This window comes from Methylomonas sp. LW13 (assembly GCF_016865255.1).
Taxonomy (GTDB): domain Bacteria; phylum Pseudomonadota; class Gammaproteobacteria; order Methylococcales; family Methylomonadaceae; genus Methylomonas.
Genome location: NZ_CP033381.1, coordinates 3,453,157 through 3,475,227, shown reverse-complemented (window position 1 = coordinate 3,475,227; position 22,071 = coordinate 3,453,157). Strand labels below are relative to the sequence as shown.

The following is a 22,071-nucleotide window of genomic DNA, read 5'->3' as shown; positions in this document are numbered from 1 at the left end:
GCCAGATCTTCTGCGTGAAGCGGCAAATGCGCTGGGTTACGCGCCAATTTGCAAAAGTAGTCGTATTCGTGAGCGGCGTCACTATTCAGGATAACCGCTTGTTACTCTGATTGCTATATATGGCCCGTGTGGCAAGGATTTGTTCTATGCTTGATGCATGGATTACAAGGGTAAGCTTAGGATTACATATAGATTTTCCAGGAGCTGCCGACAACCCAAGGTGTATAACCACACATTCCAATACATTGGCTGATCTCATGAACAAGAACTCCACAATCCAATCCAAAATATTGCTAAGCATAGCCAGTGTATTTTTGTTGCTGATGTTTGTCAGCACGCTATTTATGGCGGAACGGCAAAAAGACATGATACAAACGCTGGCGACAGATAAAGCTCGGGATATTGCCAATAGTTATTTCGACGGCGTGAATACCCTAATGCTGACCGGCGCGATGGCGCAGGGTGAAGTATTGCGCGATAAAGCCCTTTCGCATACCAATGTCACGGAAGTGCGGTTAATTCGTGGCAAGCAAATTACCGATTTTTACGGTCCCGGTAAATCCGAGCAAAGACCCGTTGATAATTTGGATGATCGCGCGCTGGCCGGTGAAAGCATCATTCAACCGGGTAACGACAAAAACGGACGCCTGATCACCGTGCTGGAGCCGGTTAAGGCTAGCGCCAATTTTCGCGGCACCAACTGTCTCACTTGTCACACGGTGAGCGAGGGGACAGTGTTGGGAGCGGTGCGGGTGAGTTTTTCACTGGCAAATCTCGATGCGCAGATTAATCGCGATTTGGTGATTGCTTCGGCTATCTCCTTGGTGATGTTTGCCGGCGGCCTCTTGCTGGTCAATATGCTGATGCGCAAGATTGTGGTTAATCCATTAGTGGCGATGCGCGACACGGTTAACGCCATTGCCGGACAGTCGGATTTACGGCAACGATTGCAAGTCGATTCCGGCGACGAAATCGGCCAGGTCAGCGAGTCGTTTAATACCATGTTGGCAAATTTTGCCGGTAGTTTGGGGCAGGTGTCTTCGGTCAGTCAGCAATTGGCGTCCGCAACCAACCAAATATCCGGTGTGGCCCGACAAACTTCGCAAGCGGCCACGCAACAACGCAGCGAAACCGAGACGGTGATTCAAGCGATACACGAACTGGAGAACTCTGTGCAAGACGTGCGCGGCGGGGCGACCGGTGCGGCGCAAGCTTCCGTGGAAGCCGATCAGGAGGCCGCGCAAGGCGCTGCGACGACCAAAAATGCCATCAACGGTATCAACGAACTGGTGAATGAAATCGACAGAGCCGCTGAAGTGATCAAACGTCTGGATCAAAAAAGTAACGGTGTCGGTGCGGTGTTGGATGTGATCAAAGGCCTGGCCGAGCAAACCAATCTGTTGGCCTTGAATGCAGCCATCGAAGCCGCCAGAGCCGGCGAGCAGGGGCGCGGGTTTGCGGTGGTGGCCGATGAAGTCCGCACCTTGGCTACACGTTCGCATAAAGCAACCGAGGAAATTCAAAGCATCATCGATCAATTGCAACGCGAAGCCAAAGACGCGGTCACGGTGATGAACAATGCCAAAAACAGCGCTGAGCAGCGCCGTGAACAAGTGCAAAGCGCCGACCAGGGTCTAAGCGCGATTGCCGAGCGGGTGACGCAGATCCGCGAATTGAACTCGCGGATGTCGCAAGCGGCCGATAATCAAAGCCGCGTTGCGCAGCACGTGGGGCAAAGTATTGCCAATATCGGCCAACTGACCGAACGCACCGCGCAGGATGCCGCGCAAACCAATGCCGCTAGTAACGAATTGGTGAAATTGGCCGCGCAATTGAATGAGTTGGTGAGTCAGTTCAAGCGATAGTCGTGTTCAGCAGCGATTGACAGCGGCATCAGCCCGCTTATATAGTTCGTGCATGAGTAATCCTATCGATACAAAAAACAGACACCTATGGCTGTGGGCATTGCCTACCGCCGTGGTGTTTGCGTTTTTCTAAACAATCAAGCAACCGCGGGTCTTGCCGCAGTTGCTTCGACACTCGCCTAAGGCCCGCATCACTCAGGAGGCCTAATGGCAACGACTAAATCCACCACAGCATTCAACCGCAACCGTTTATTCGGCTTTGCCCTGGCCACCCTGGCGGCTATCGGTTTTTCCGGCAAAGCCATTTTGGTCAAACTGGCGTATTACCAGCCGGTGGATGCATTGACGCTATTGGCCTTACGCATGCTGTTTTCCGCGCCGTTTTTTTTAATCGTTGCGTGGCGGCATGCCGGCCAAAAGGATCTTAGGCCATTAAACCGGCGAGATTATCTGGCTCTCTTGATATTGGGCTTTCTGGGTTATTACCTGTCCAGTTTGTTTGATTTTGTCGGCTTGCAATATATCTCTGCCGGGCTGGAGCGCTTGATTCTGTTCCTGTATCCGACCATGGTCGTCGTGCTGTCGGCGTTGCTGTTGGGCAAACCGTTTGGCCGCAAGGAAGTCGTGGCGCTGGTGCTCAGTTACGCCGGCATCGGCGTGGTGTTTTTCGACGAAATCAATATTCAGTCTGAACATCTGTTGCTGGGAGCCGGCTTCGTGTTTGCTAGCACCTTGACTTACTCGGCTTATCTGATCGGCACCGGCGAAACGGTGGCCCGCATCGGTGCTTCACGCTTTACCGCTTACGCGATGCTGGTGGCTTGCGCGGCGACGCTGACGCAATTTTTACTCACCCATCCGCCGCAGGCTTTGCTGCTGCCGATGCGGGTATATCAATTGAGCTTGCTGATGGCGATTTTCTCGACGGTGCTGCCAGTGTTCATGCTGTCGGCAGCGATCAAGATGATAGGTTCCAGTCACACCTCGTTGATCGGCTCGCTGGGGCCGGTGGCAACCTTGTTTATGGCCAGTTATGTGTTGGGTGAAGAATTGACGCCCGCGCAGATAGGCGGGGCGGCGTTGGTGATGGTTGGAGTATTGAGTTTGTCGTGGAAGTGAGGGGCCGTTAATCGGACGCCAAGCCGCCCGATACCAGCATCTCCCGCGCATGCGCCAAGGTGTTTTCGGTAATCGTTACGCCGCCCAGCATGCGGGCCACTTCGTTGACTCGTTCGTCTTCGCTGAGGCGGCGAACCGTGGACGATGTTACCGCCGCTTTTTGATTCTTCGCGACGAATAAATGCTGATGCGCTTGCGAGGCAACTTGCGGCAAGTGGGTGACGCATAAGACCTGCCGGTTCTTGCTCAAACGCCGGAGCTTTTGGCCGACGATCTCAGCGATGCCTCCGCCGATGCCGGAATCGACTTCATCGAAGATCATCGTCGGCGTAGTCTTGTCGGTGCTGGTGGTGACCTGGATCGCCAAACTAATCCGCGACAATTCGCCGCCGGACGCCACTTTTGCCAGCGGCTTGGCCGGCAAACCGGGGTTGGTGCTCACTAAAAACTCGATGCTGTCGACGCCGTTGCGTTGCGGTTCTGCGTCTTCCGGCGTGCGGAGATTGACGAGGAACTCGCCGTGCGGCATGCCCAGTTCCTTGATGGCGTCGGAAATGCGTTGCTGCAACTCCGTGCCGGCTTGGCGGCGGCTGGTGGACAATTCTCCGGCCAATTTGCGGTATTGGCTTAACAGCCGCTCGCAATCGGTATTCAAGCTTTCAATGCGCTCGCTGCTGTGGCTGAGGTTATCCAGTTCCGTGGCAAAGCGCGCGGCCAATTCCGGCAATTCTTCCGGCTGGATTTTATGCTTGCGGCTCAGCGATTGAATCACGCCGATCTGGTTTTCCAGCCAAGTTAGTTGTTGCGGATCGGCTTCCTGGTTTTCCAGAAAACGGCGCAATTGCTGGGTGGCTTCGCCGATCTGAATCTCGGCATCGCTCAATAACTCGGCAACGCCGTTCAGTTCGCCGGCATATTGGGCCAGTTCGTTGATGGCATGAATCACATGGCCCAGCATGTCGGCCACCGATTGTTGATCGTTGTCGTACAAAACATCCAGCTGTTGTTGGCCGACGCCGAGAATTTTGCCGAGGTTGGCCAGCTTGTGATGTTCGTCGGCCAGGGCTTGGTAATCGAAATTTTCCAAATCCAGTTGCTGCAACTCGTCGAGTTGATAACGCAGCAATTCCTCGCGCTCGGCTTGGTCGCTGCCGGCTTTTAATAATTGCTGCAGTTGCTTATGCGCCTGTTTCCAGTTTTGGTAACAGGTATTCAGATCGTCCAGCAAGGCTTGATTGCCGGCAAAACCGTCCAGCAGCCGGCGCTGTTCTTCGCTGTCCAGCAAGGTCAAATGGGCGTGTTGGCCGTGGATTTCCACCAATTGCCGGCTCAGGCCTTGCAGGGTTTGCAGATTGACCGGGCGGTTGTTGATATAAGCCTTGGAACGGCCGTCGTCGCTGATGGTGCGGCGGATCATGCATTGGCCGTCGTCGTCCAGTTCGTTATCGATCAGCCATTGTTTGACCAAAGGTGCCTTGGATAGATCAAATTCGATATTGACTTCGGCGCGCTTGCTGCCCGGCCGCACGTAGCCGGAATCGGCGCGGTCGCCCAAGGCCAGGCCCAACGCGGTCAATAAAATCGATTTGCCGGCGCCGGTTTCGCCGGTCAATACCGACATGCCGGGGTCCAAGTCCAAGTCCAGCGCGTCGACAACGGCTAGGTCGATAATATTCAGGTTTAACAGCATGGCCTTAGGCGGGGTAGCCGCTCCAGTTGAGTTTGCTTCTTAGGGTATGGAAAAAATCGTGATCCGCGGGATGCAAAATTTTAATCGGTTTGGCGGCTTTTTTGATGACGATTTTGTCGTTGATCCGCACGTCCGGAATCTCCATGTGGTCACAAGTCACCAGCGCATTGATCTGTTTGGTCTGGCTGAAGCGGATTTCGATGACCACGTTGTCGTCGATGACGATGGGCCGATTAGACAAGGTATGCGGGTTCAATGGCACCAACACCAGCGCGTTCAAAGCGGGATGCAGAATCGGGCCGCCCGCCGATAGCGAGTAAGCGGTAGAGCCGGTCGGCGTGGCGACGATCAGGCCGTCCGAGCGCTGGGTATTCAGATACACGCCGTCGATGCTGGTGACGATCTCTATCATGCTCGGCGTCACCCAGCGGTGTACCACCACCTCATTGACGGCCGTTTGCTGGTGGATGATTTCGTGATCGCGGATGATATGAGTACTAAGTAATTGGCGCTGCTCGGTCTTGAATTCCCCGGCCAAAATCTTATCCAGGCGGGTGGACAACTGTTCCGGCGAAATATCCACCAAAAAGCCCAGCCTGCCCAGGTTAACGCCCAGCAGCGGTGTTTCAAAATCGGCGGCGGCGCGGGCCGCGGCCAGAAATGTGCCGTCGCCGCCCACGGCGATAATCAAGTCGCACAATTCCGGCAGGCGCTCGATATGCACGCCATTTATATTTTCACCGGCTATTAACTCCGCGCTTTGGCTGTCTACGACAATGTCGTGACCACGGGTTTTTAGGTAACGGAAAAGTTCGTTCAGCGTCACGGCAATACCGGGATCGCCGCATTTGCCGATGATACCGATACGCTGGAAGGGGCTTGGCATGGTTGGGGTGGTTAATTTTGAGTAAGTTCGATTATAGGGGATTGTGTTTTTATTCGGTAGCCTTGTGTGATTTATGTCGCTGGCGCGACGGATTGATTTAATGTCGGTTCGCGGACCGACAACCGCGACACTTTCTTTTGTTTGGCCAAAAGAAAGTGTCCAAAGAAAAGGCCACCCGGATGCCGCTTTGATCCTGCACGCCGAAGCTTTCGCCGGGGGTTGACGAAAGGGGCTTACTGCCCCTTCGTCAACGTGCGGCATCCCTGCCGCACCCCTTCGGGCTGATCCCGCCGAAAGCTCCGGTGCTCGGCGCGGCATACGGGAGAGACTCCACTCCGGAATTTATCGTTAAGTAGGCTAAATTGCTCTAGTTCCCACGTGTCACGTGGGAACTCAGATGTACCGCGCCGCGGTGTATTTGTGCCGCAGCGCGGCCAAGCCTGCATTACCACGCGGCGCGTGGGAACGAGGAAAATCAATTTGACACGAGTCAAGTGTAGCCTCGATGGAGCGCCAGCGGAATCGAGGGCGACGACCATCCGGTTATCAAGCCCACGACGGAAATTGGGAAAATTGGCCATCAGATCATCAGGGCAACGTCGACAAACGGTAGGGGATTGGCCTTCGAATCCTCGATTGCATCGAGGCTACTTACTACTTGCTAGTTCCCACGTGTCACGTGGGAACTCAGATGTACCGCGCTGCGGTGAATTTGTGCCGCAGCGCGGCCAAGCCCTGCATTACCACGCGGCGCGTGGGAACGAGGAAAACCCGTCCCGCTCAAGGGGTTATGCGCCTGCGTGCCAGCGTTCCATTACGAATGTGACGACAGTATGTGCTGCGTTAACTGCCAAGCGTGCCTCGGCTACTTTAATCTTGGGCGGCGCGACCCCGCGCCCATGTGCTGAACCAATGTGCGTTCGATAGGCGCCGACGCCATCTATTATTGAAGCTACGCCTTGAAGAATCTTCTTCTGATCGTCTCTCAGAGTTGGGTCAATGTTCAACCCCAAATGAGTCTGAACGGTCTTCCAGAGCGGTGAAATAGATTGGACGGTAGGCATATCGAGTGCAAAGGTGTCAATGTACGTTTTACAGAGCGCTTCCACGATTGAGCTTGCAGCGGTTATTGCAGCTTGAGGATCTCGCTCAAGCTGAGTGATCGCGCGCGCAAATTCTGCCTCAATAGACGCAAAGTCACCTTGCTTTAGGTAGTCGGATAGAGTCTTTGCAGTGATGCACGCTCCGGCTAAAGTCACATAGCCGTTGATCTGATAGGTAAGTTGATTCTTTGAAAGGCTCTCCCGAATGCGGTTCTGGCCTTCGGCGATGTTCGGCTGCAAATCCGAGGGTTCTAGGTCCATGAACCTCTGAATTACCTGTCCTAGCACGGAGAGTGCATCTATAGCTGGATCATTGTTGCATCTTTTAAGCCAAGCTGTGCACTTGGTCTCGCAGTTGCCTTCTGGTGCATCACCGGGTGCACCGCATTCTAAGAACAGGGCGTTCAATTTCGAATGGCTGTAATAGTGCGCCGCGATGACTGATGACACGGCGCCAATGACTGAGTTGGGAATGCTGTTAGACATGGAAGGTTCAGACGACTATAAGCAATTAAAAGGATCTGTCTGTCGGCAAAAGTTAACGGATATACTGACCACTTTAGCGCGACAACCACAAAAAAGGCCGGTTTCCCGGCCTTTCTACAATCAAACAACTTACTTCAACAACCCCTGCAACAATCCGTTCAACTTATGCACAAACGCTGCCGGATCGTCCAACTGGCCGCCTTCGCTGAGGATGGCCTGGTCGAACAATATATGGCTGATGTCGGCGAACCGCGCGTCGTCCTGCTCGTTTTTCAGGGCTTGGACGATGGCGTGGTCCGGGTTGATTTCGAAGATCGGCTTGCTGTTGCCGCCCATGCCGAACATGCCGCCGGCTTGGCCGGCTTCCTTCATGATCCGCTCCATGTGCAGGCTCATGTCGTAAGCGCCGGTGACCAGGCAAGCCGGGGAGTCGGTCAGACGGTGGCTGATTTTGACTTCGCTGACTTTGTCGGTCAGTACCTCTTTGAGTTGTTTGACCACCGATTCGAAGTCCTTGCTGACTTCTTCCTGATGTTTTTTCTCTTCTTCGGTGTCGAATTTATCCAGGTCCAGCTCGCCTTTGGCGATGGATTGCATGTGCTTGCCGTCGAATTCGGTCAGGCTGGAGACCAGCCATTCGTCGATGCGGTCGGTCAGCAATAGCACCTCGATGCCTTTTTTACGGAACACTTCCAGGTGCGGGCTGCTTTTGGCGGCGGCGAAGCTGTCGGCGGTGATGAAGTAGATTTTTTCCTGGCCTTCCTTCATCCGGCTGACGTAGTCGGCCAGCGAGACGTTCTGGGTTTTGTCGTCGGTGTGGGTCGATGAGAAGCGCAACAAGCCGGCAACGCGGTCCTTGTTTTTGTGGTCTTCGATCGGGCCTTCTTTGATGACGTTACCGAATTGCTCCCAGAATTTTTGGTATTTCTCCGCGTCGTTTTCGGCCAGGTCTTCCAACAATCCCAAGACCTTTTTAACCGCACCGCCTTTGATGGTGTTGATTTGTTTGCTTTGTTGCAGAATTTCCCGCGAGACGTTCAGCGGCAGGCTGTCGGTGTCGATCACGCCGCGGATGAAGCGCAGATAGCGCGGCATCAATTGCTCGGCGTCGTCGGTGATGAAGACTTTCTTGATGTACAGCTTGACGCCGTGTTTGGCGTCGCGGTCCCACAAATCGAACGGCGCGCGGCCCGGTACGTACAGCAGCAAGGTGTATTCGTTGGTGCCTTCTACTTTGCTGTGGACGTGAGCCAATGGGTCTTGGAAGTCGTGGCCGACGTGTTTGTAAAACTCGTTGTACTGTTCTTCGGTAATGTCTTCTTTAGACTTGGTCCAGAGAGCCGAGGCGCTGTTGACGGTTTCGTCTTCGACGCGGGCTGGCGCGGTTTCGTTACCTTCCTCGTCTTTCTCTGCCGGGATTTCCTTGCTCATGATGATCGGCAGGGAGATGTGGTCGGAGTATTTTTTGATGATCGAACGCAGTTTCCAGGCGCTTAAAAATTCGTCTTCGCCTTCTTTTAAATGCAAGACGATTTCGGTGCCGCGGCCGGCTTTGTCGATCGATTCGATACTGTACTCGCCCAGGCCGTCGGATTCCCAGCGCACGCCTTCGCTGGCTGGCGCGCCGGCTTTGCGGGTGGTTAAGGTGACTTTGTCGGCGACGATGAACGACGAATAAAAACCCACGCCGAATTGGCCGATCAGTTCGCTATCTTTGGCTTGGTCGCCGGTCAGCCTTTCGAAGAAGGCTTTGGTGCCGGATTTGGCAATGGTGCCGATGTGGTCCTGCACTTCTTCGCGCGTCATACCGATGCCGTTATCGGTAATGGTGATGGTCTTTTTGGCTTCGTCGAAATCGACGCGGATTTTCAGTTCGCTATCGCCTTCGTACAAGCTGTCATTGGCCAGGGCTTCGAAGCGCAATTTGTCGGCGGCGTCGGAACCGTTGGAGATCAGCTCGCGCAAAAAGATTTCCTTGTTGCTATACAAGGAGTGAATCATCAAGTGCAGCAAATGTTTTACTTCGGTTTGAAAACCAAGGGTTTGTTTGTTTGCTTCAACAGTCATGTCTATACTCATTTGGTTGTAAAGTGGACTCGGGCGAGTTGGGGATGATAATTTTATTTTTCAAGTCCGCCCGCTACGTGGATTTTATGGAGCCGATTTCTTGAGCGTTTTATTAGCCTTTCTGCCATGAGTTTTAGTTTAGCCGGCAAAAGTATCCTTATTGTCGAGGACAATCCCGTGTTTCGGAAAGCGATGCGCGACATGCTTTATAGCTTGCAAGCCGTCACTGTTGTCGAAGCGGATAATGGCATAGCCGCGATCCATGCCATGAGCAAAAGCAGTTTCGATATTGTGTTGTGCGATTACAACCTGGGTGTGGGTAAGAACGGGCAGCAGGTGCTGGAGGAAGCCAGACACCGGAATTTAATCGATTATCGCTGCGTGTTTGTATTGATCAGCGCCGAGCAGACTACCAGTGCGGTGTTGGGGGTTATGGACAGCAAGCCCGATGAGTATCTGACCAAGCCCTTCAACGCGCAGCAACTAATGAGTCGGCTGACACGTAATTTTGCCCGCAAGGAATTTATGGCCAGTGTCGACAAGGCGTTGGCCGCTGGCGATTTGTCTAAAGCCATTCAGTTATGCGATGCACTATTGCTGTCCGGGGACAAGAAAATGCATTTGCATTTGCTGAAAATGCGTGCCGAGCTGGCGATTTCCGCCGGCGATTTCGACAAGGCCAGGCAGATATATCATGAAGTTCTGGAGCATAGAGAACTGCCCTGGGCCCGATTGGGTTTGGGCGTGATCGATTTTCAAAACAATAACATCGAACAAGCGATTGCCGGTTTTCAGAGTCTGGTGGCTGACAATCCGATGTTGATGGAGTGTTACGACTGGCTGGGCAAGGCCTACGAAGCATTGGATCAGTACAGCGACGTCGAAAGTGTGTTGCAGCAGGCTTTGCAATTGTCGCCGCAATCGATACTCAGGCAAAAAAAACTGGCCGAAGCGGCGGACCGGAACGGCAATCTGGAAACCGCCGAGAAGGCCTATAAGTCGGTGGTGAAGCTGGGCAAGCATTCCGTGCATCGTTCCTGCAGTGATTTTGCCGGATTGGCCAAGCTTTATGCCAAAACCAATGCCGCGGACGAGGCATTAAAAACGCTGGAGGAAATGCGCAAAGAATATGCCAATCATCCCGAGGCGGAATTACGCGCCTCGACTGTGGAGGCGGATGTGTATAAAACGCTGGGTAACGACGAGTTGTCGCAGAAAGCGTTGCTAAAAGCGGTGGATATATGCAGCCGCTTGGGTAATAAAGCGCCCAGGGACTTGCAGTTGGAGGTAGTGAAAACCTGCTTCCTCAGCGATGAACACGATAAAGCCGAAGAAATACTTTACGATCTGATTCATGCACATATCGACGACGAACAATTTTTGAACGATTTACGCCGCATGCAAAGCGGCATTGGCATGGATAATCACTCGGAAATTCTGATTCAAAAAACCAAGCAGGCTTTGATTGCGACTAACAACAAAGGGGTGGCGCTTTATAAACAGGGTAAGTTTTCCGAAGCATTGGATTTGTTCGAACAGGCCATTCTGACTATGCCGGATAATAAAACCATCATCGTGAATATGTTGAAGATCATGATTCATGATTTGAAGGTTAATGAGTTTTGCGAAGAAAAAAATCAGCGCATCAGAGCTTTATTTATTAAAGCCAAGCAAATTGGCGTTGATCCACATAAGCTGGGGATATTACAAATGGAGTATGCGAAATTGCGGCAGTCTCAAGCGGTCAAGGCTTAAAACCATGCAAACCCATCCTAAAAACAACGATTTGTTTCCGACTATTCTCGCGTCAACCGTTCACGATATAAAAAACTCACTGGGTACCTTGCTGGAGCTGGTTAGGCAAACTGCTGCCAAACAAGACGGCCCGTCTGCCGAATTAAATCAGTTGGAATTCGAAGCGGCTCGTATTAATCACAGTCTGATGCAATTGCTGGTGATGTATAAGGTCGATTCGCAAAAATTTAGTTTGCATATTGAAGAATGCCCGGTAATCGATATTCTCGATGAAGCGATTCATCAACAGGCGCGCTTGGCTGGATTGCACAACATTGATCTACAAGTGGATTGTGGCGATGACGAGATGTGCTACTGCGATAACGCCATCATCAGCAATGCGCTGGCAGCTGTCTTGAATAATGCGTTGCGCTATACCCACAAAACCGTATTGATTGCCGTGACTGAGAAGGACGGCTATCTAACCATCGCCATCGAAGACGACGGTGCGGGTTATCCGCCTCATTTTTTAACCGCGGACTTAAACGATACTGCCGAATTGGACTGGGTGTCGGGAAATACCGGCCTGGGTTTGTATTTTGTGTCGGTAATGGCCGGCCTGCACAAAAATGCCGGGAAAAACGGATTTGTGCGGATCGACAACGAAAGTCGTTTGGGTGGGGCGAGGTTTAAACTTTTTTTGCCTTAAGGATTGCAGAATCATTAGACACTGAAGGATGGTACTAAGGTACAATGGCCCCGGTAATAATAGCGTTTTTCGTCGGGCAGACGGTTAGAAAAAATAAGAAAACTTTAAAAATGAGTATTTTAGTCACCGGTGGGGCCGGGTTTATCGGCAGCAATTTTGTATTGGATTGGTTGGCGCAAAGCGACGAATTGCTCGTCAATTTGGATAAATTGACCTATGCGGGTAACTTACAGAATTTGGCTTCTCTACATGACGATGACAGGCATGTATTTGTTCAAGGTGACATTGCGGATTACGATTTGCTGCTGAGTTTACTGCAAAAGTACCGGATTCGGGCCGTGATCAATTTTGCTGCCGAATCACATGTTGATCGTTCCATCCACGGACCGGAAGATTTTATTCAAACCAATATCGTCGGCAGTTTCCGTTTGTTGGAAGCGGTACGGCAATACTGGAACAACTTGGAACAGCCGGCCAAGCAGGCTTTTCGTTTACTGCACGTGTCTACCGACGAGGTGTACGGTTCTTTGGAAAAGACCGATGCGCCGTTCGCTGAAACCCACCAGTATCAACCCAATAGTCCTTATTCAGCCAGTAAAGCCGCCAGCGATCATTTGGTGCGTGCTTATCACCATACTTACGGTTTGCCTGTATTGACTACCAATTGCTCCAACAATTACGGTCCTTATCATTTCCCGGAAAAACTCATCCCGCTGTGCATTCAGAACGCCTTGTCCGGCAAAGCTTTGCCGATATACGGCGACGGTCAACAGATACGCGATTGGCTGTTTGTGAAGGATCATTGCAGCGCGATTCGCCGGGTGCTGGAAGCCGGCAAGCTTGGCGAGGTTTATAACGTCGGCGGTTGGAACGAAAAAGCCAATCTGGATGTAGTCAACACGCTATGCAGTATTCTGGATGAGCTGCAGCCGCGTAGCGACGGCAAATCCTATGCCGAACAGATTACCTATGTCACCGACCGGCCTGGGCACGACAGACGTTATGCCATCGATGCCGGCAAGCTGGAACGGGAGCTAGGCTGGAAACCGGCGGAAACCTTTGAGACCGGCATTCGCAAAACCGTGCAGTGGTATTTGGATAACCAAGCCTGGGTTAGCAATGTGTTGTCCGGTGACTACCAGTCCTGGCTCGATAAAAACTATGCAGGGCGCACTGCGTGATCAATGCTTTGCATGGTTGAGTGAATGAAAGTTTTATTGTTCGGTAAAAATGGCCAGCTGGGTTGGGAGTTGCAACGCAGTTTGGCGCCTTTGGGCGAATTGCTTGCGCTTGACAGATTCGACCAACATTATTGCGGCGATTTAAGCAACCCCAACGGGATTGCCGAAACGGTTCGCGCGCTGCGTCCCGATGTCATCGTCAATGCTGCTGCCTATACCGCAGTGGATAAGGCCGAGTCGGAAAGCGACTTGGCGAATACGATCAATGCGGTGGTGCCGGGAGTTTTGGCGGCAGAAGCCAAACGTATCGATGCGTGGTTGCTGCACTATTCGACGGATTACGTATTCGACGGCAGCGGTGATAAACCCTGGCGGGAAGATGATCAGGTTGGGCCGTTGAATGTCTATGGGCAAAGCAAATTGGCTGGGGAACGAGCCATTCAGGCCAGCGATTGCCGGCATTTGATTTTTCGGACCAGTTGGGTTTATGCAGCCAGAGGTAATAACTTTGCCAAAACTATGCTGCGCCTGGCGCAAGAACGGCAACAGCTATCGGTGATTAACGATCAAATCGGTACGCCAACCGGCGCCGAATTGCTGGCGGATGTGAGTGCCCACGCCATTCGTCATGCCTTGAAAACACCTGAAGTGGCTGGTGTTTATCATCTAACCGCTAGCGGCGAAACCAGTTGGTACGACTACGCACATTTGGTGCTTGACTATGCCCGTCAAGCCGGACTGGCGCTGAAAACCGACAAACAATCGGTTACGGCAATTCCCACCAGCGTTTACCAAACGCCGGCGCAGCGGCCATTAAACTCACGTATGAACACCGAAAAGTTGCAAAGCGTGTTTGATTTACAACTGCCGGCTTGGCAAAAGGGTGTCGAGCGAATGTTGTCTGAACTGTACGGAAAGTGACTATGAACCAGCGCAAAGGCATCATCCTGGCCGGAGGATCCGGCACCCGGCTGTATCCGGTAACGAAAGCGGTTTCCAAACAACTGCTGCCGATTTACGACAAGCCTATGATTTATTACCCGCTCAGCACGCTAATGTTGGCGGGGATTCGCGATATTTTGATCATTTCCACGCCGCAAGACACCCCTTTGTTTCAGCATTTATTGGGTGACGGCAGCGATTGGGGGATTAATCTGCAATATGCCGTACAACCCAGTCCCGACGGGTTGGCGCAAGCTTTTATCATCGGTAGGGATTTTGTCGGCGCGCAACCCAGTGCATTGGTATTGGGTGACAACATTTTTTACGGCCACGATTTACACGTTCAATTGGAACGCGCGACCGATCAATCCTCAGGGGCAACGGTTTTTGCCTATCATGTCAATGACCCGGAGCGCTACGGTGTCGTCAGCTTTGATGCTCAGGGTAGGGCAACTTCGCTAGAGGAAAAACCGACGCAGCCAAAAAGTAATTATGCAGTTACCGGTTTGTACTTTTACGACAATCAAGTCGTCGATATAGCCGCCAATTTACAGCCGTCGCCGCGCGGCGAGTTGGAGATTACCGACGTCAATAAAATGTATCTGGACCTAAATCAGCTTAGCGTCGAAATCATGGGTCGCGGCTATGCCTGGTTGGATACGGGTACTCATGCCAGTTTGATCGAGGCCAGCAATTTCATCGAAACCATCGAAACCCGGCAGGGTTTGAAAATCGCCTGTCCGGAGGAAATCGCCTGGCGTAGCGGCTGGGTTGGCGATGAGCAAATCGAAAAATTGGCCAAACCATTGGCGAAAAATGGCTACGGCCAGTATTTACTGGGCCTATTGAATAAGCAGGTGTTTTAATGCAAGCAACTAGACTTGCTATACCCGATGTCGTTTTATTTTCACCAAAAGTATTCGGTGACGAACGTGGTTTTTTCTTTGAAAGCTTCAACCAAAAAGTTTTTCAGGAGCTGACAGGATTAAGTGTCAATTTTGTTCAAGACAACCACTCCAAATCTCAAAAAGGAGTATTGCGCGGATTACATTACCAATTGCCGCCTAAGGCGCAAGGCAAGTTGGTGAGGGTGGTCCAGGGAGAGGTGTTCGATGTGGCGGTGGATATTCGTAAGAATTCCCCTACATTCGGAAAGTGGGTCGGCGAGATACTTTCTGTGGAAAATCGACAGCAAATGTGGATACCAGAGGGATTTGCGCATGGCTTTTTAACGCTGTCCGAAACAGCCGAGTTTTTATATAAAACCACTGATTATTATGCGCCCGAATATGAGCGTTGCATTACCTGGAATGATGCAGATTTGAAAATCGCCTGGCCATTTGAGGGCGTGCCGCAACTTTCGAGCAAGGATTTGCTGGGCGCAACGTTCAAGGATGCCTGTTAGCCTAACATTTAACATGTTTATATCCGCCGGGCTGGCACTGCAGCATGCAGTTTATCGCTGCCGCTTGGTTTGATTTCAATAAAAGAGGAAGTTATATGAATAAAAGAGAACGCTCAATGCTCGACCTTTTAAAGAAGGGAAAGCAGGAGTATGGATACGAAGGCATTAAAGCCGAGTTTGAAGCGGAAGGTACTAGAACGGACGAGCTGTTGAGGCTGATTGAGATAGTGCGCAGAGCTGACCTGAAAGTGGGTTTGAAGATTGGCGGTTGCGAAGCAATGCGGGATTTATTAGAGAGTAAGTTAATTGGTGTGGATCATATCATCGCGCCGATGATTGAAAGCACTTACGCGCTGTCTAAGTATATAGACGCGAAGAACAAAGTATTCACGGAAGACGAGCAGCAAGATACTGATTTTTTATTCAATATTGAAACCGAACAAGCGTTTCAAGTCGTGCAAAGCTTGGCCGATCAAGCCAGGCAAGATAACGGTGTCGATGGCATGGTGTTTGGCCGTGTAGATTTTTCCTTGTCACGAGGTTATTCGAGAGATGCCATTAATCAGCCGCAAGTAACGGAATGTTGCATTGCCACTGCCAAAGAGTGTAAAGAAAAAGGTTTGGATTTTGTAGTGGGCGGCGGTGTTTCCATTGATGCATTACCCGCATTAAAAGAAATTAATCAGGTTCACCTTACCCGATTTGAAACCAGAAAAGTCATATTTTCCGGTCATTCGTTAGACAAGCCGGATATTGAAAAGGGCTTGTTAAACGCTGTGCATTTTGAGTTACTTTGGTTACAGAATAAACGCGATTATTACGACATTATTGCCAAGGAAGATCTGTCTCGAATAGCGATGCTTGAGGGACGTTGGAACGTATTAAGAGACAGCAATTAATTCGGTCGAAGCAATGCAAAAAATTCTGGTCTTCGGCGGTACCGGTACAATAGGTGCACATGTTTGCCAATTATTCGATACCAAGGGATGGCAGGTCGTTATAGCGTCCAGAAAGCAAAGCGCGCTTCCTGAGCATATTTTATTTGACCCATTCGATGACAATTTGAATTTATCCGCGCTTAAAGCAGCAGGCCAATTCAATGCCGTGTGTTGGGCGCAAGGGATGAATTGTAACGATAGTGTTTATAATGTTGATACAGATAAAAATATTGAACTATATAAAGCTAATTGCTTGTTTATTGTCAAAGCATTAAATATTTTATTAAATGAAAATATATTAGCCGAAAATGCGCGTTTAGCCGTGATTAGTTCAATATGGCAAAATATCGCCAGACAGGACAAGTTATCGTATTGCATGACTAAATCCGCGTTGCATGGATTAGTGCTTTCTGCTGCAACCGATCTTGCCCGTGACGGCTATTTAATTAATGCGGTTTTGCCGGGGGCATTGGATACGCCAATGACTCATCAAAATCTTGCGCCGGAACAACTGAAAAAGATAATCGATGCGACGAAGTTTAACCGACTAGCCACATTGGAGGATGTGACCAATATGGTTTATTTTCTGTGTTCTCCGGAAAATACCGGTATAACAGGTCAATTTATTAGTGCAGACTTAGGGTTTAGTCATGTCCGTATCGTTTGATATTCAATCCAGTATTGCAAATTATCGCGTGGTAATAGAAAACGGTGCTTTTGCCGAAGTACAACGGCAAGATGAGAATAGCGCCGTGTTATGCGATAACTTTTTTGAAACGGCTTTTTCCGGGAATGCCAAGGTTATTGCGGTGCCGGCGAATGAAGAAACCAAGAGTTTGACATCCGTACCCGAGATAATCGTAAAAATGCGAGATTTAGCCTTAACAAGGCAAGCTAAATTGACGGCCGTCGGTGGCGGTAGCCTGCAGGATATAGCCACCTTTTGTGCATCGATTTATATGCGCGGTATCAAATGGGATTATATTCCCACCACTCTATTGGGTATGGTGGATTCTTGTATTGGGGGTAAATCATCTATCAATGTTGGACGTTATAAAAATCTGGTTGGAAACTTCCATCCCCCGGAAACCATTATAATTGATCCGAATTTAGTAAAAACCCTCAACTCAGAACAGAAAATCGCCGGATTGTGCGAGGCCGTGAAGATTTGCTATGCCAAAGGAAGTTCGTGTTTTTCTGAGTATATGCGGTTAAATCCGCAAATGGATATGAATGTAGAAGGGTATGCGGACGTCATTGAATTAAGTTTAAAAGCAAAAAAATGGTTTATCGAAATTGATGAATTTGATAAGGCCGAGCGTTTATTACTGAATTTTGGTCATACCTTCGGGCATGCTTTGGAAGGTGCTTCCAATTTTGAAGTGAGCCATGGCATAGCGGTTGGGTTAGGCATGCTGATTGCTATTAACTATGCCCAAGTGAGCGGTGGCCTGGAGCACATTCCGGCGGATACTCAACAGTTGAAAGATTATGTCATTGGCTTATTGGATGAAATTCCGATGCTGAAGGAAATTATCCAGCGAATTGATGTGGAAAAAGTCTTTGAGTGTTTTATATCCGATAAAAAGCATTCCACCAGTCATTTTATTATTATCAGTGTGAATGGTTCCGGAGCGTTAGAACGGTTATTTATCGATAAAACCGAGGCAAATATAATCAATTTGAAGTCTGCGATTAGTTCAGTCATTAGTCAGAGCTACAAATAATGGCTTTTGATTTCGAAAAAGCGTTTGGCGCTGATTATTCATTTATATTAGATCACCTATTTAGTAAACAAAGCCATATTGCTGTGACCGGTGCCAGCGGCTGGTTAGGTCGGGCAACTCTGGAATTGTTCTCCGCTTTGTACGGCGATGAATTTAACCAGCGGGTATCAGGCTATGGATCGCGCGAACAGCAGATAGTATTGGCTGATGGCCGTACGGTATCTGTTAGACCTTTGGCGGAAATCACCCATCGGCATACGCAACATACTCTCTATTTGTTTCACTTTGCGTTTTTAACCAAGGATAAGGTTGGCGGATATTCAGACGATGAATATATTCGCTTGAATAAAGTTATTCAGGGCTTGGTGACACAGGTATTGGAACAATCACAGGTAAAAGCTGTGCTATTGTCGTCGTCCGGAGCAGTCTACGATTATTTAAACGATAGTAATAGAGATGAATCTGCAAATCTGTATGGTAGATTAAAATATGAAGATGAGTTGCGATTTCAAGAGATATGCCGTAAAGCTGATATAAAACTTCTTATCCCGAGAATATTTAATCTAAGCGGGCCATATATCAATAAGCTAAATGCTTATGCCTTGTCCTCGATTATTGCAAATGTCGTAGCCCGAGAAAATGTGTTAATTCGGGCAAATAAGCCCGTGTTTCGGTCTTATATTTACATACTGGATTTACTGCTGATCTGTATTCGCCTGATGTTTTCGGAACGTTTCGAAAACATCGTCTGTTTCGACACCGTGGGTGATGAAACGGTGGAAGTGGGTGAGTTAGCTGAAAAAGTATGCAATCTCCTTAATGCTGCTGACTTAACAGTTGAACGTCCGAATATGATAAATGGGGAACCCGATAGCTATTTGGGAAATGAGCAGCCTATTAAAGACATTATAAAGGGGTTCGAATTTCCCGTAACAGGTCTGGATCTACAGATTTTAGAAACTGCCGAGTATATTCGTAATTTGAATACATGTAGTGGGTAGATGATTATGTCTATAACCAAGAGGAAATATTAATGAAGTTGGTTATTCTTGCGGGTGGATTGGGCACTCGTATTAATGAAGAAACCTCGGTGAAGCCTAAGCCGATGATTGAAATAGGCGGCAGGCCTATTTTATGGCATATAATGAAGTTATATTCTCATTATGGAATTAACGAATTTATAATATGTTTGGGTTATAAAGGCTATATTATTAAGGAGTATTTTGCGAATTACTTTTTACATATGTCGGATGTGACCTTCGATATGGAGCATAACGAGATGCAGGTGCATCAAAAATATGCAGAGCCATGGAAGGTGACCTTGGTTGACACCGGTGAGTTAACCATGACGGGCGGTCGCTTAAAAAGAGTTCGCGATTATGTCGGCGATGAAACATTCTGTTTTACTTACGGGGATGGGGTCGGCGATGTCGACATTCATGCGTTGATCGATTTTCATCATTCTCACAATGACGCCGCAACAGTGACCGCCGTGCAACCGCCCGGCCGGTTTGGTGCCTTGGAATTGGTGGGTAGCCGCATCAAGAGTTTTCAGGAGAAACCGCAGGGCGACGGTGCCTGGATCAATGGCGGTTTTTTTGTGTTGTCACCGGCAGTGTTCGATTTAATCGATAGCGATGAAACGCTATGGGAAAAAGAACCGATGGAGCGCCTGGCGAACAGCAATCAGCTGCACGCTTATTTCCACAAAGGCTTCTGGCAACCCATGGACACATTAAGAGATAAACAGCATTTGGAACAGCTTTGGCAACAGCAAAAAGCACCGTGGAAAATATGGTAGAGCATAGCGATTTTTGGCGAGGCAAAAGGGTTTTTATAACCGGGCACACCGGATTTAAAGGCGGTTGGTTGGCGTTATATCTGCACCGGTTAGGTGCGGAGATCAAAGGGTATGCGTTACCGGCGCCTACTGCGCCCAGCTTATTCCAAGTGGCTGATGTGGCTTCGGTACTGCAGCACGTTGAAGGCGATATTCGCGATTTAGCCAGCGTGATGGCGGAAATGCAAAGTTTTCAACCTGAGATTGTGTTTCATTTGGCCGCGCAACCGCTTGTTCGTTATTCCTATCAACAGCCGGTGGAAACCTATGCCACCAATGTGATGGGTACGGTTAATTTACTAGAGGCGGTCAGGCACACTGCGTCGGTAAAGTCAGTCGTGATAGTCACCAGCGACAAATGCTATGAAAACAAGGAATGGTTGTGGGGCTACCGTGAAAACGAGCCGATGGGCGGCTTCGATCCTTACAGCAACAGCAAAGGCTGCTCAGAGTTGGTGACTGCCAGCTATCGTAATTCCTTTTTTCCCAGCGAACGCTACGCTGAGCACGGTGTGGCGGTGGCGTCGGTGCGTGCCGGTAATGTGATCGGCGGCGGGGATTGGGCTCAAGATCGTTTAATCCCCGATATTATTAGGGCTTTCATGGCAGGGGAGGCTGTGACGATTCGTAACCCTACGGCCATCAGGCCTTGGCAGCATGTACTGGAGCCGGTTACCGGCTATGTCCTGCTGGCAGAACAACTGTATAAACAAGGCGGCCGATATGCGGAGGGCTGGAATTTCGGGCCTGGCGAAGCAGATGCGCAACCCGTATCGTGGATATTGGAAAAACTGGCAGATTTATGGGGCAATGGCGCAAGTTGGCAAATCGATGGTAGTGAGCAGCCGCATGAAGCGCACTATTTGAAGCTTGATTGCTCCAAAGCCAAGACCCTTCTGGGTTGGGTACCGCGTTGGACTCTGGCCCAAGCGTTGGCGATGATTGTCGACTGGAACCTGGCCTATCAACAAGGCAAGGATATGCGGCAAGTCTGCGTGGAGCAGTTAGAGCAGTTTTTGACGGCTGATCAACATTAATTTTATTGAACACAAAGATAAGACAGTGACAGAAAATACATTAAAAGCGCAGATTTTGGATTTGGTTGAACAATACGCCGCCGAACGTTATGCCGAAAAAGCTTTCGTTCCGGAACAGTCCGTAGTGCCGCCTTCGGGTAAAATTCTCGGCGCTAAAGAACTTAGTTATATGGTCGAAGCCTCGCTGGACGGTTGGTTGACTACCGGACGATTTAACGACCAGTTTGAAAAGCAATTGGCAGAGTTTATCGGGGTTAGCAGCGCGTTGACGGTCAATTCCGGTTCCTCTGCGAATCTGCTGGCTTTTGCCTGTTTGACATCCGAAAAACTGGGTGATCGTGCCTTACAGAAAGGCGATGAAGTCATTTCCGTAGCGGCCGGTTTTCCCACAACGGTTAATCCCATTCTGCTTTACGACCTTGTTCCGGTATTTGTCGATGTGGAAATACCAACCTACAACATCGATCCCAGTAAAATCGAGGCGGCCATCACGCCTAAAACCAAAGCAATTATGATTGCCCACACGCTGGGCAATCCGTTTGACCTGGATAAAGTCGTCGAAATCGCAAAAAAATACAATCTCTGGTTGATAGAAGATTGCTGTGATGCCTTGGGCACAACCTACAAGGGCCGTAATGTCGGTACCTTCGGCGATATTGGTACGCTCAGTTTTTACCCTGCTCACCACATCACCATGGGCGAGGGTGGCGCGGTATTTACCAGCAGTCGCCGTCTGAAAACTATCATCGAGTCGTTTCGGGATTGGGGAAGGGATTGTTACTGCGCCCCCGGTGTTGATAATACCTGTAAAAAACGCTTCGGTTGGCAGTTAGGCGATTTGCCGGCAGGCTACGACCACAAATACACCTATTCGCACTTGGGTTATAACTTAAAAATTACCGATATGCAGGCGGCCTGTGGCTTAGCGCAGTTAGAGCGTGCGCCGGAATTGATTGAAATCAGAAAACGTAATTTTAAATTCCTGAAGCAACGCTTGGCTACTTGCGAGCAGTATTTGATTCTGCCGGAAGCCACACCGGGATCGGATCCCTCATGGTTTGGGTTTCCTATCACGCTGAAGGAAGACTCAGGTCACGAGCGCGTGGAATTGTTGAAATATCTGGATAAATACAAAATCGGCTCCCGCTTGCTGTTTGCCGGAAACTTGACCCGTCAGCCCTATATGAAAGGCAGACAATATCGAATTTCCGGCTCATTGGATGTGACCGATAGAATTATGCGGCAAACTTTTTGGATCGGTATTTATCCGGCCTTAACCACCGAGATGTTGGAATTTGTTGCCGAGAAAATAGAAATCTTTTTTGGTATCCGTCAATAAGTT

Annotated in this window: 19 protein-coding genes; 15 read left to right on the top strand and 4 right to left on the bottom strand. The window is 49.8% G+C overall.

Annotated elements, in window-relative coordinates; genetic code table 11:
- Positions 1-257: 257 nt before the first annotated feature.
- Positions 258-1,865 (top strand): methyl-accepting chemotaxis protein, encoded by a 1,608-nt coding sequence (locus tag JL719_RS15705; protein WP_033155254.1) that lies wholly within the window; start codon positions 258-260, stop codon positions 1,863-1,865.
- Positions 1,866-2,072: 207 nt separating this feature from the next.
- On the top strand, positions 2,073-2,984 hold the full coding sequence (locus tag JL719_RS15700; protein ID WP_033155253.1) for a DMT family transporter: 912 nt from the start codon (positions 2,073-2,075) through the stop codon (positions 2,982-2,984).
- A 7-nt stretch (positions 2,985-2,991) separates the two neighbouring features.
- Here the strand turns inward: JL719_RS15700 and recN are convergent, their stop codons facing one another.
- The 4 genes from recN to htpG form a co-directional block, all read right to left on the bottom strand.
- Entirely contained in the window at positions 2,992-4,674 is a 1,683-nt protein-coding gene (recN, locus tag JL719_RS15695; RefSeq protein WP_033155252.1) for a DNA repair protein RecN, read from the bottom strand.
- Between the two features lie 4 nt (positions 4,675-4,678).
- The gene (locus JL719_RS15690) at positions 4,679-5,560 is read right to left on the bottom strand and encodes an NAD(+) kinase (RefSeq protein WP_033155251.1); all 882 of its coding nucleotides are present in this window, start codon (positions 5,558-5,560) and stop codon (positions 4,679-4,681) included.
- 788 nt (positions 5,561-6,348) lie between these two features.
- A complete protein-coding gene (locus JL719_RS15685; RefSeq protein ID WP_033155250.1) occupies positions 6,349-7,149 on the bottom strand; it encodes an abortive infection family protein in 801 nt (266 codons plus the stop codon).
- A 129-nt stretch (positions 7,150-7,278) separates the two neighbouring features.
- Complete coding sequence (gene htpG / locus JL719_RS15680) at positions 7,279-9,216, bottom strand: molecular chaperone HtpG (RefSeq protein WP_033155249.1); 1,938 nt, start codon at positions 9,214-9,216, stop codon at positions 7,279-7,281.
- Between the two features lie 126 nt (positions 9,217-9,342).
- On the opposite strand from htpG, the gene JL719_RS15675 reads away from it, so the two are divergent.
- The 13 genes from JL719_RS15675 to rfbH all read left to right on the top strand — a co-directional run bounded on the left by JL719_RS15675 (position 9,343) and on the right by rfbH (position 22,068).
- Positions 9,343-10,971 (top strand): tetratricopeptide repeat-containing response regulator, encoded by a 1,629-nt coding sequence (locus tag JL719_RS15675; RefSeq protein ID WP_033155248.1) that lies wholly within the window; start codon positions 9,343-9,345, stop codon positions 10,969-10,971.
- 4 nt (positions 10,972-10,975) lie between these two features.
- Positions 10,976-11,659, top strand: coding sequence for a sensor histidine kinase (locus JL719_RS15670; RefSeq protein WP_033155247.1), 684 nt, complete (start codon positions 10,976-10,978; stop codon positions 11,657-11,659).
- Positions 11,660-11,769: 110 nt separating this feature from the next.
- Positions 11,770-12,840, top strand: coding sequence for a dTDP-glucose 4,6-dehydratase (rfbB, locus tag JL719_RS15665; RefSeq protein WP_033155745.1), 1,071 nt, complete (start codon positions 11,770-11,772; stop codon positions 12,838-12,840).
- Positions 12,841-12,864: 24 nt separating this feature from the next.
- Positions 12,865-13,761, top strand: coding sequence for a dTDP-4-dehydrorhamnose reductase (gene rfbD / locus JL719_RS15660; RefSeq protein ID WP_033155246.1), 897 nt, complete (start codon positions 12,865-12,867; stop codon positions 13,759-13,761).
- Between the two features lie 2 nt (positions 13,762-13,763).
- Entirely contained in the window at positions 13,764-14,648 is an 885-nt protein-coding gene (rfbA, locus tag JL719_RS15655) for a glucose-1-phosphate thymidylyltransferase RfbA (RefSeq protein ID WP_033155245.1), read from the top strand.
- Complete coding sequence (gene rfbC, locus JL719_RS15650; RefSeq protein WP_033155244.1) at positions 14,648-15,187, top strand: dTDP-4-dehydrorhamnose 3,5-epimerase; 540 nt, start codon at positions 14,648-14,650, stop codon at positions 15,185-15,187. Before rfbA ends, rfbC begins: the two co-directional genes overlap by 1 nt.
- 44 nt (positions 15,188-15,231) lie before the next feature.
- Entirely contained in the window at positions 15,232-16,086 is an 855-nt protein-coding gene (locus JL719_RS15645) for an aldolase/citrate lyase/malate synthase family protein (RefSeq protein ID WP_225892867.1), read from the top strand.
- Between the two features lie 13 nt (positions 16,087-16,099).
- Positions 16,100-16,792, top strand: coding sequence for an SDR family oxidoreductase (locus JL719_RS15640; protein ID WP_033155243.1), 693 nt, complete (start codon positions 16,100-16,102; stop codon positions 16,790-16,792).
- Positions 16,776-17,852, top strand: coding sequence for a 3-dehydroquinate synthase (locus JL719_RS15635; RefSeq protein WP_033155242.1), 1,077 nt, complete (start codon positions 16,776-16,778; stop codon positions 17,850-17,852). Before JL719_RS15640 ends, JL719_RS15635 begins: the two co-directional genes overlap by 17 nt.
- A complete protein-coding gene (locus tag JL719_RS15630) occupies positions 17,852-18,853 on the top strand; it encodes an NAD-dependent epimerase/dehydratase family protein (RefSeq protein ID WP_033155241.1) in 1,002 nt (333 codons plus the stop codon). Before JL719_RS15635 ends, JL719_RS15630 begins: the two co-directional genes overlap by 1 nt.
- 32 nt (positions 18,854-18,885) lie before the next feature.
- A complete protein-coding gene (gene rfbF, locus JL719_RS15625; RefSeq protein WP_033155240.1) occupies positions 18,886-19,653 on the top strand; it encodes a glucose-1-phosphate cytidylyltransferase in 768 nt (255 codons plus the stop codon).
- Positions 19,647-20,729, top strand: a complete 1,083-nt coding sequence (gene rfbG, locus JL719_RS15620; protein ID WP_033155239.1) for a CDP-glucose 4,6-dehydratase — start codon at positions 19,647-19,649, stop codon at positions 20,727-20,729. The genes rfbF and rfbG overlap by 7 nt, the downstream gene beginning before the upstream one ends.
- 25 nt (positions 20,730-20,754) lie before the next feature.
- Positions 20,755-22,068, top strand: a complete 1,314-nt coding sequence (gene rfbH, locus JL719_RS15615) for a lipopolysaccharide biosynthesis protein RfbH (RefSeq protein WP_033155238.1) — start codon at positions 20,755-20,757, stop codon at positions 22,066-22,068.
- The last annotated feature ends 3 nt before the right edge of the window (positions 22,069-22,071 follow it).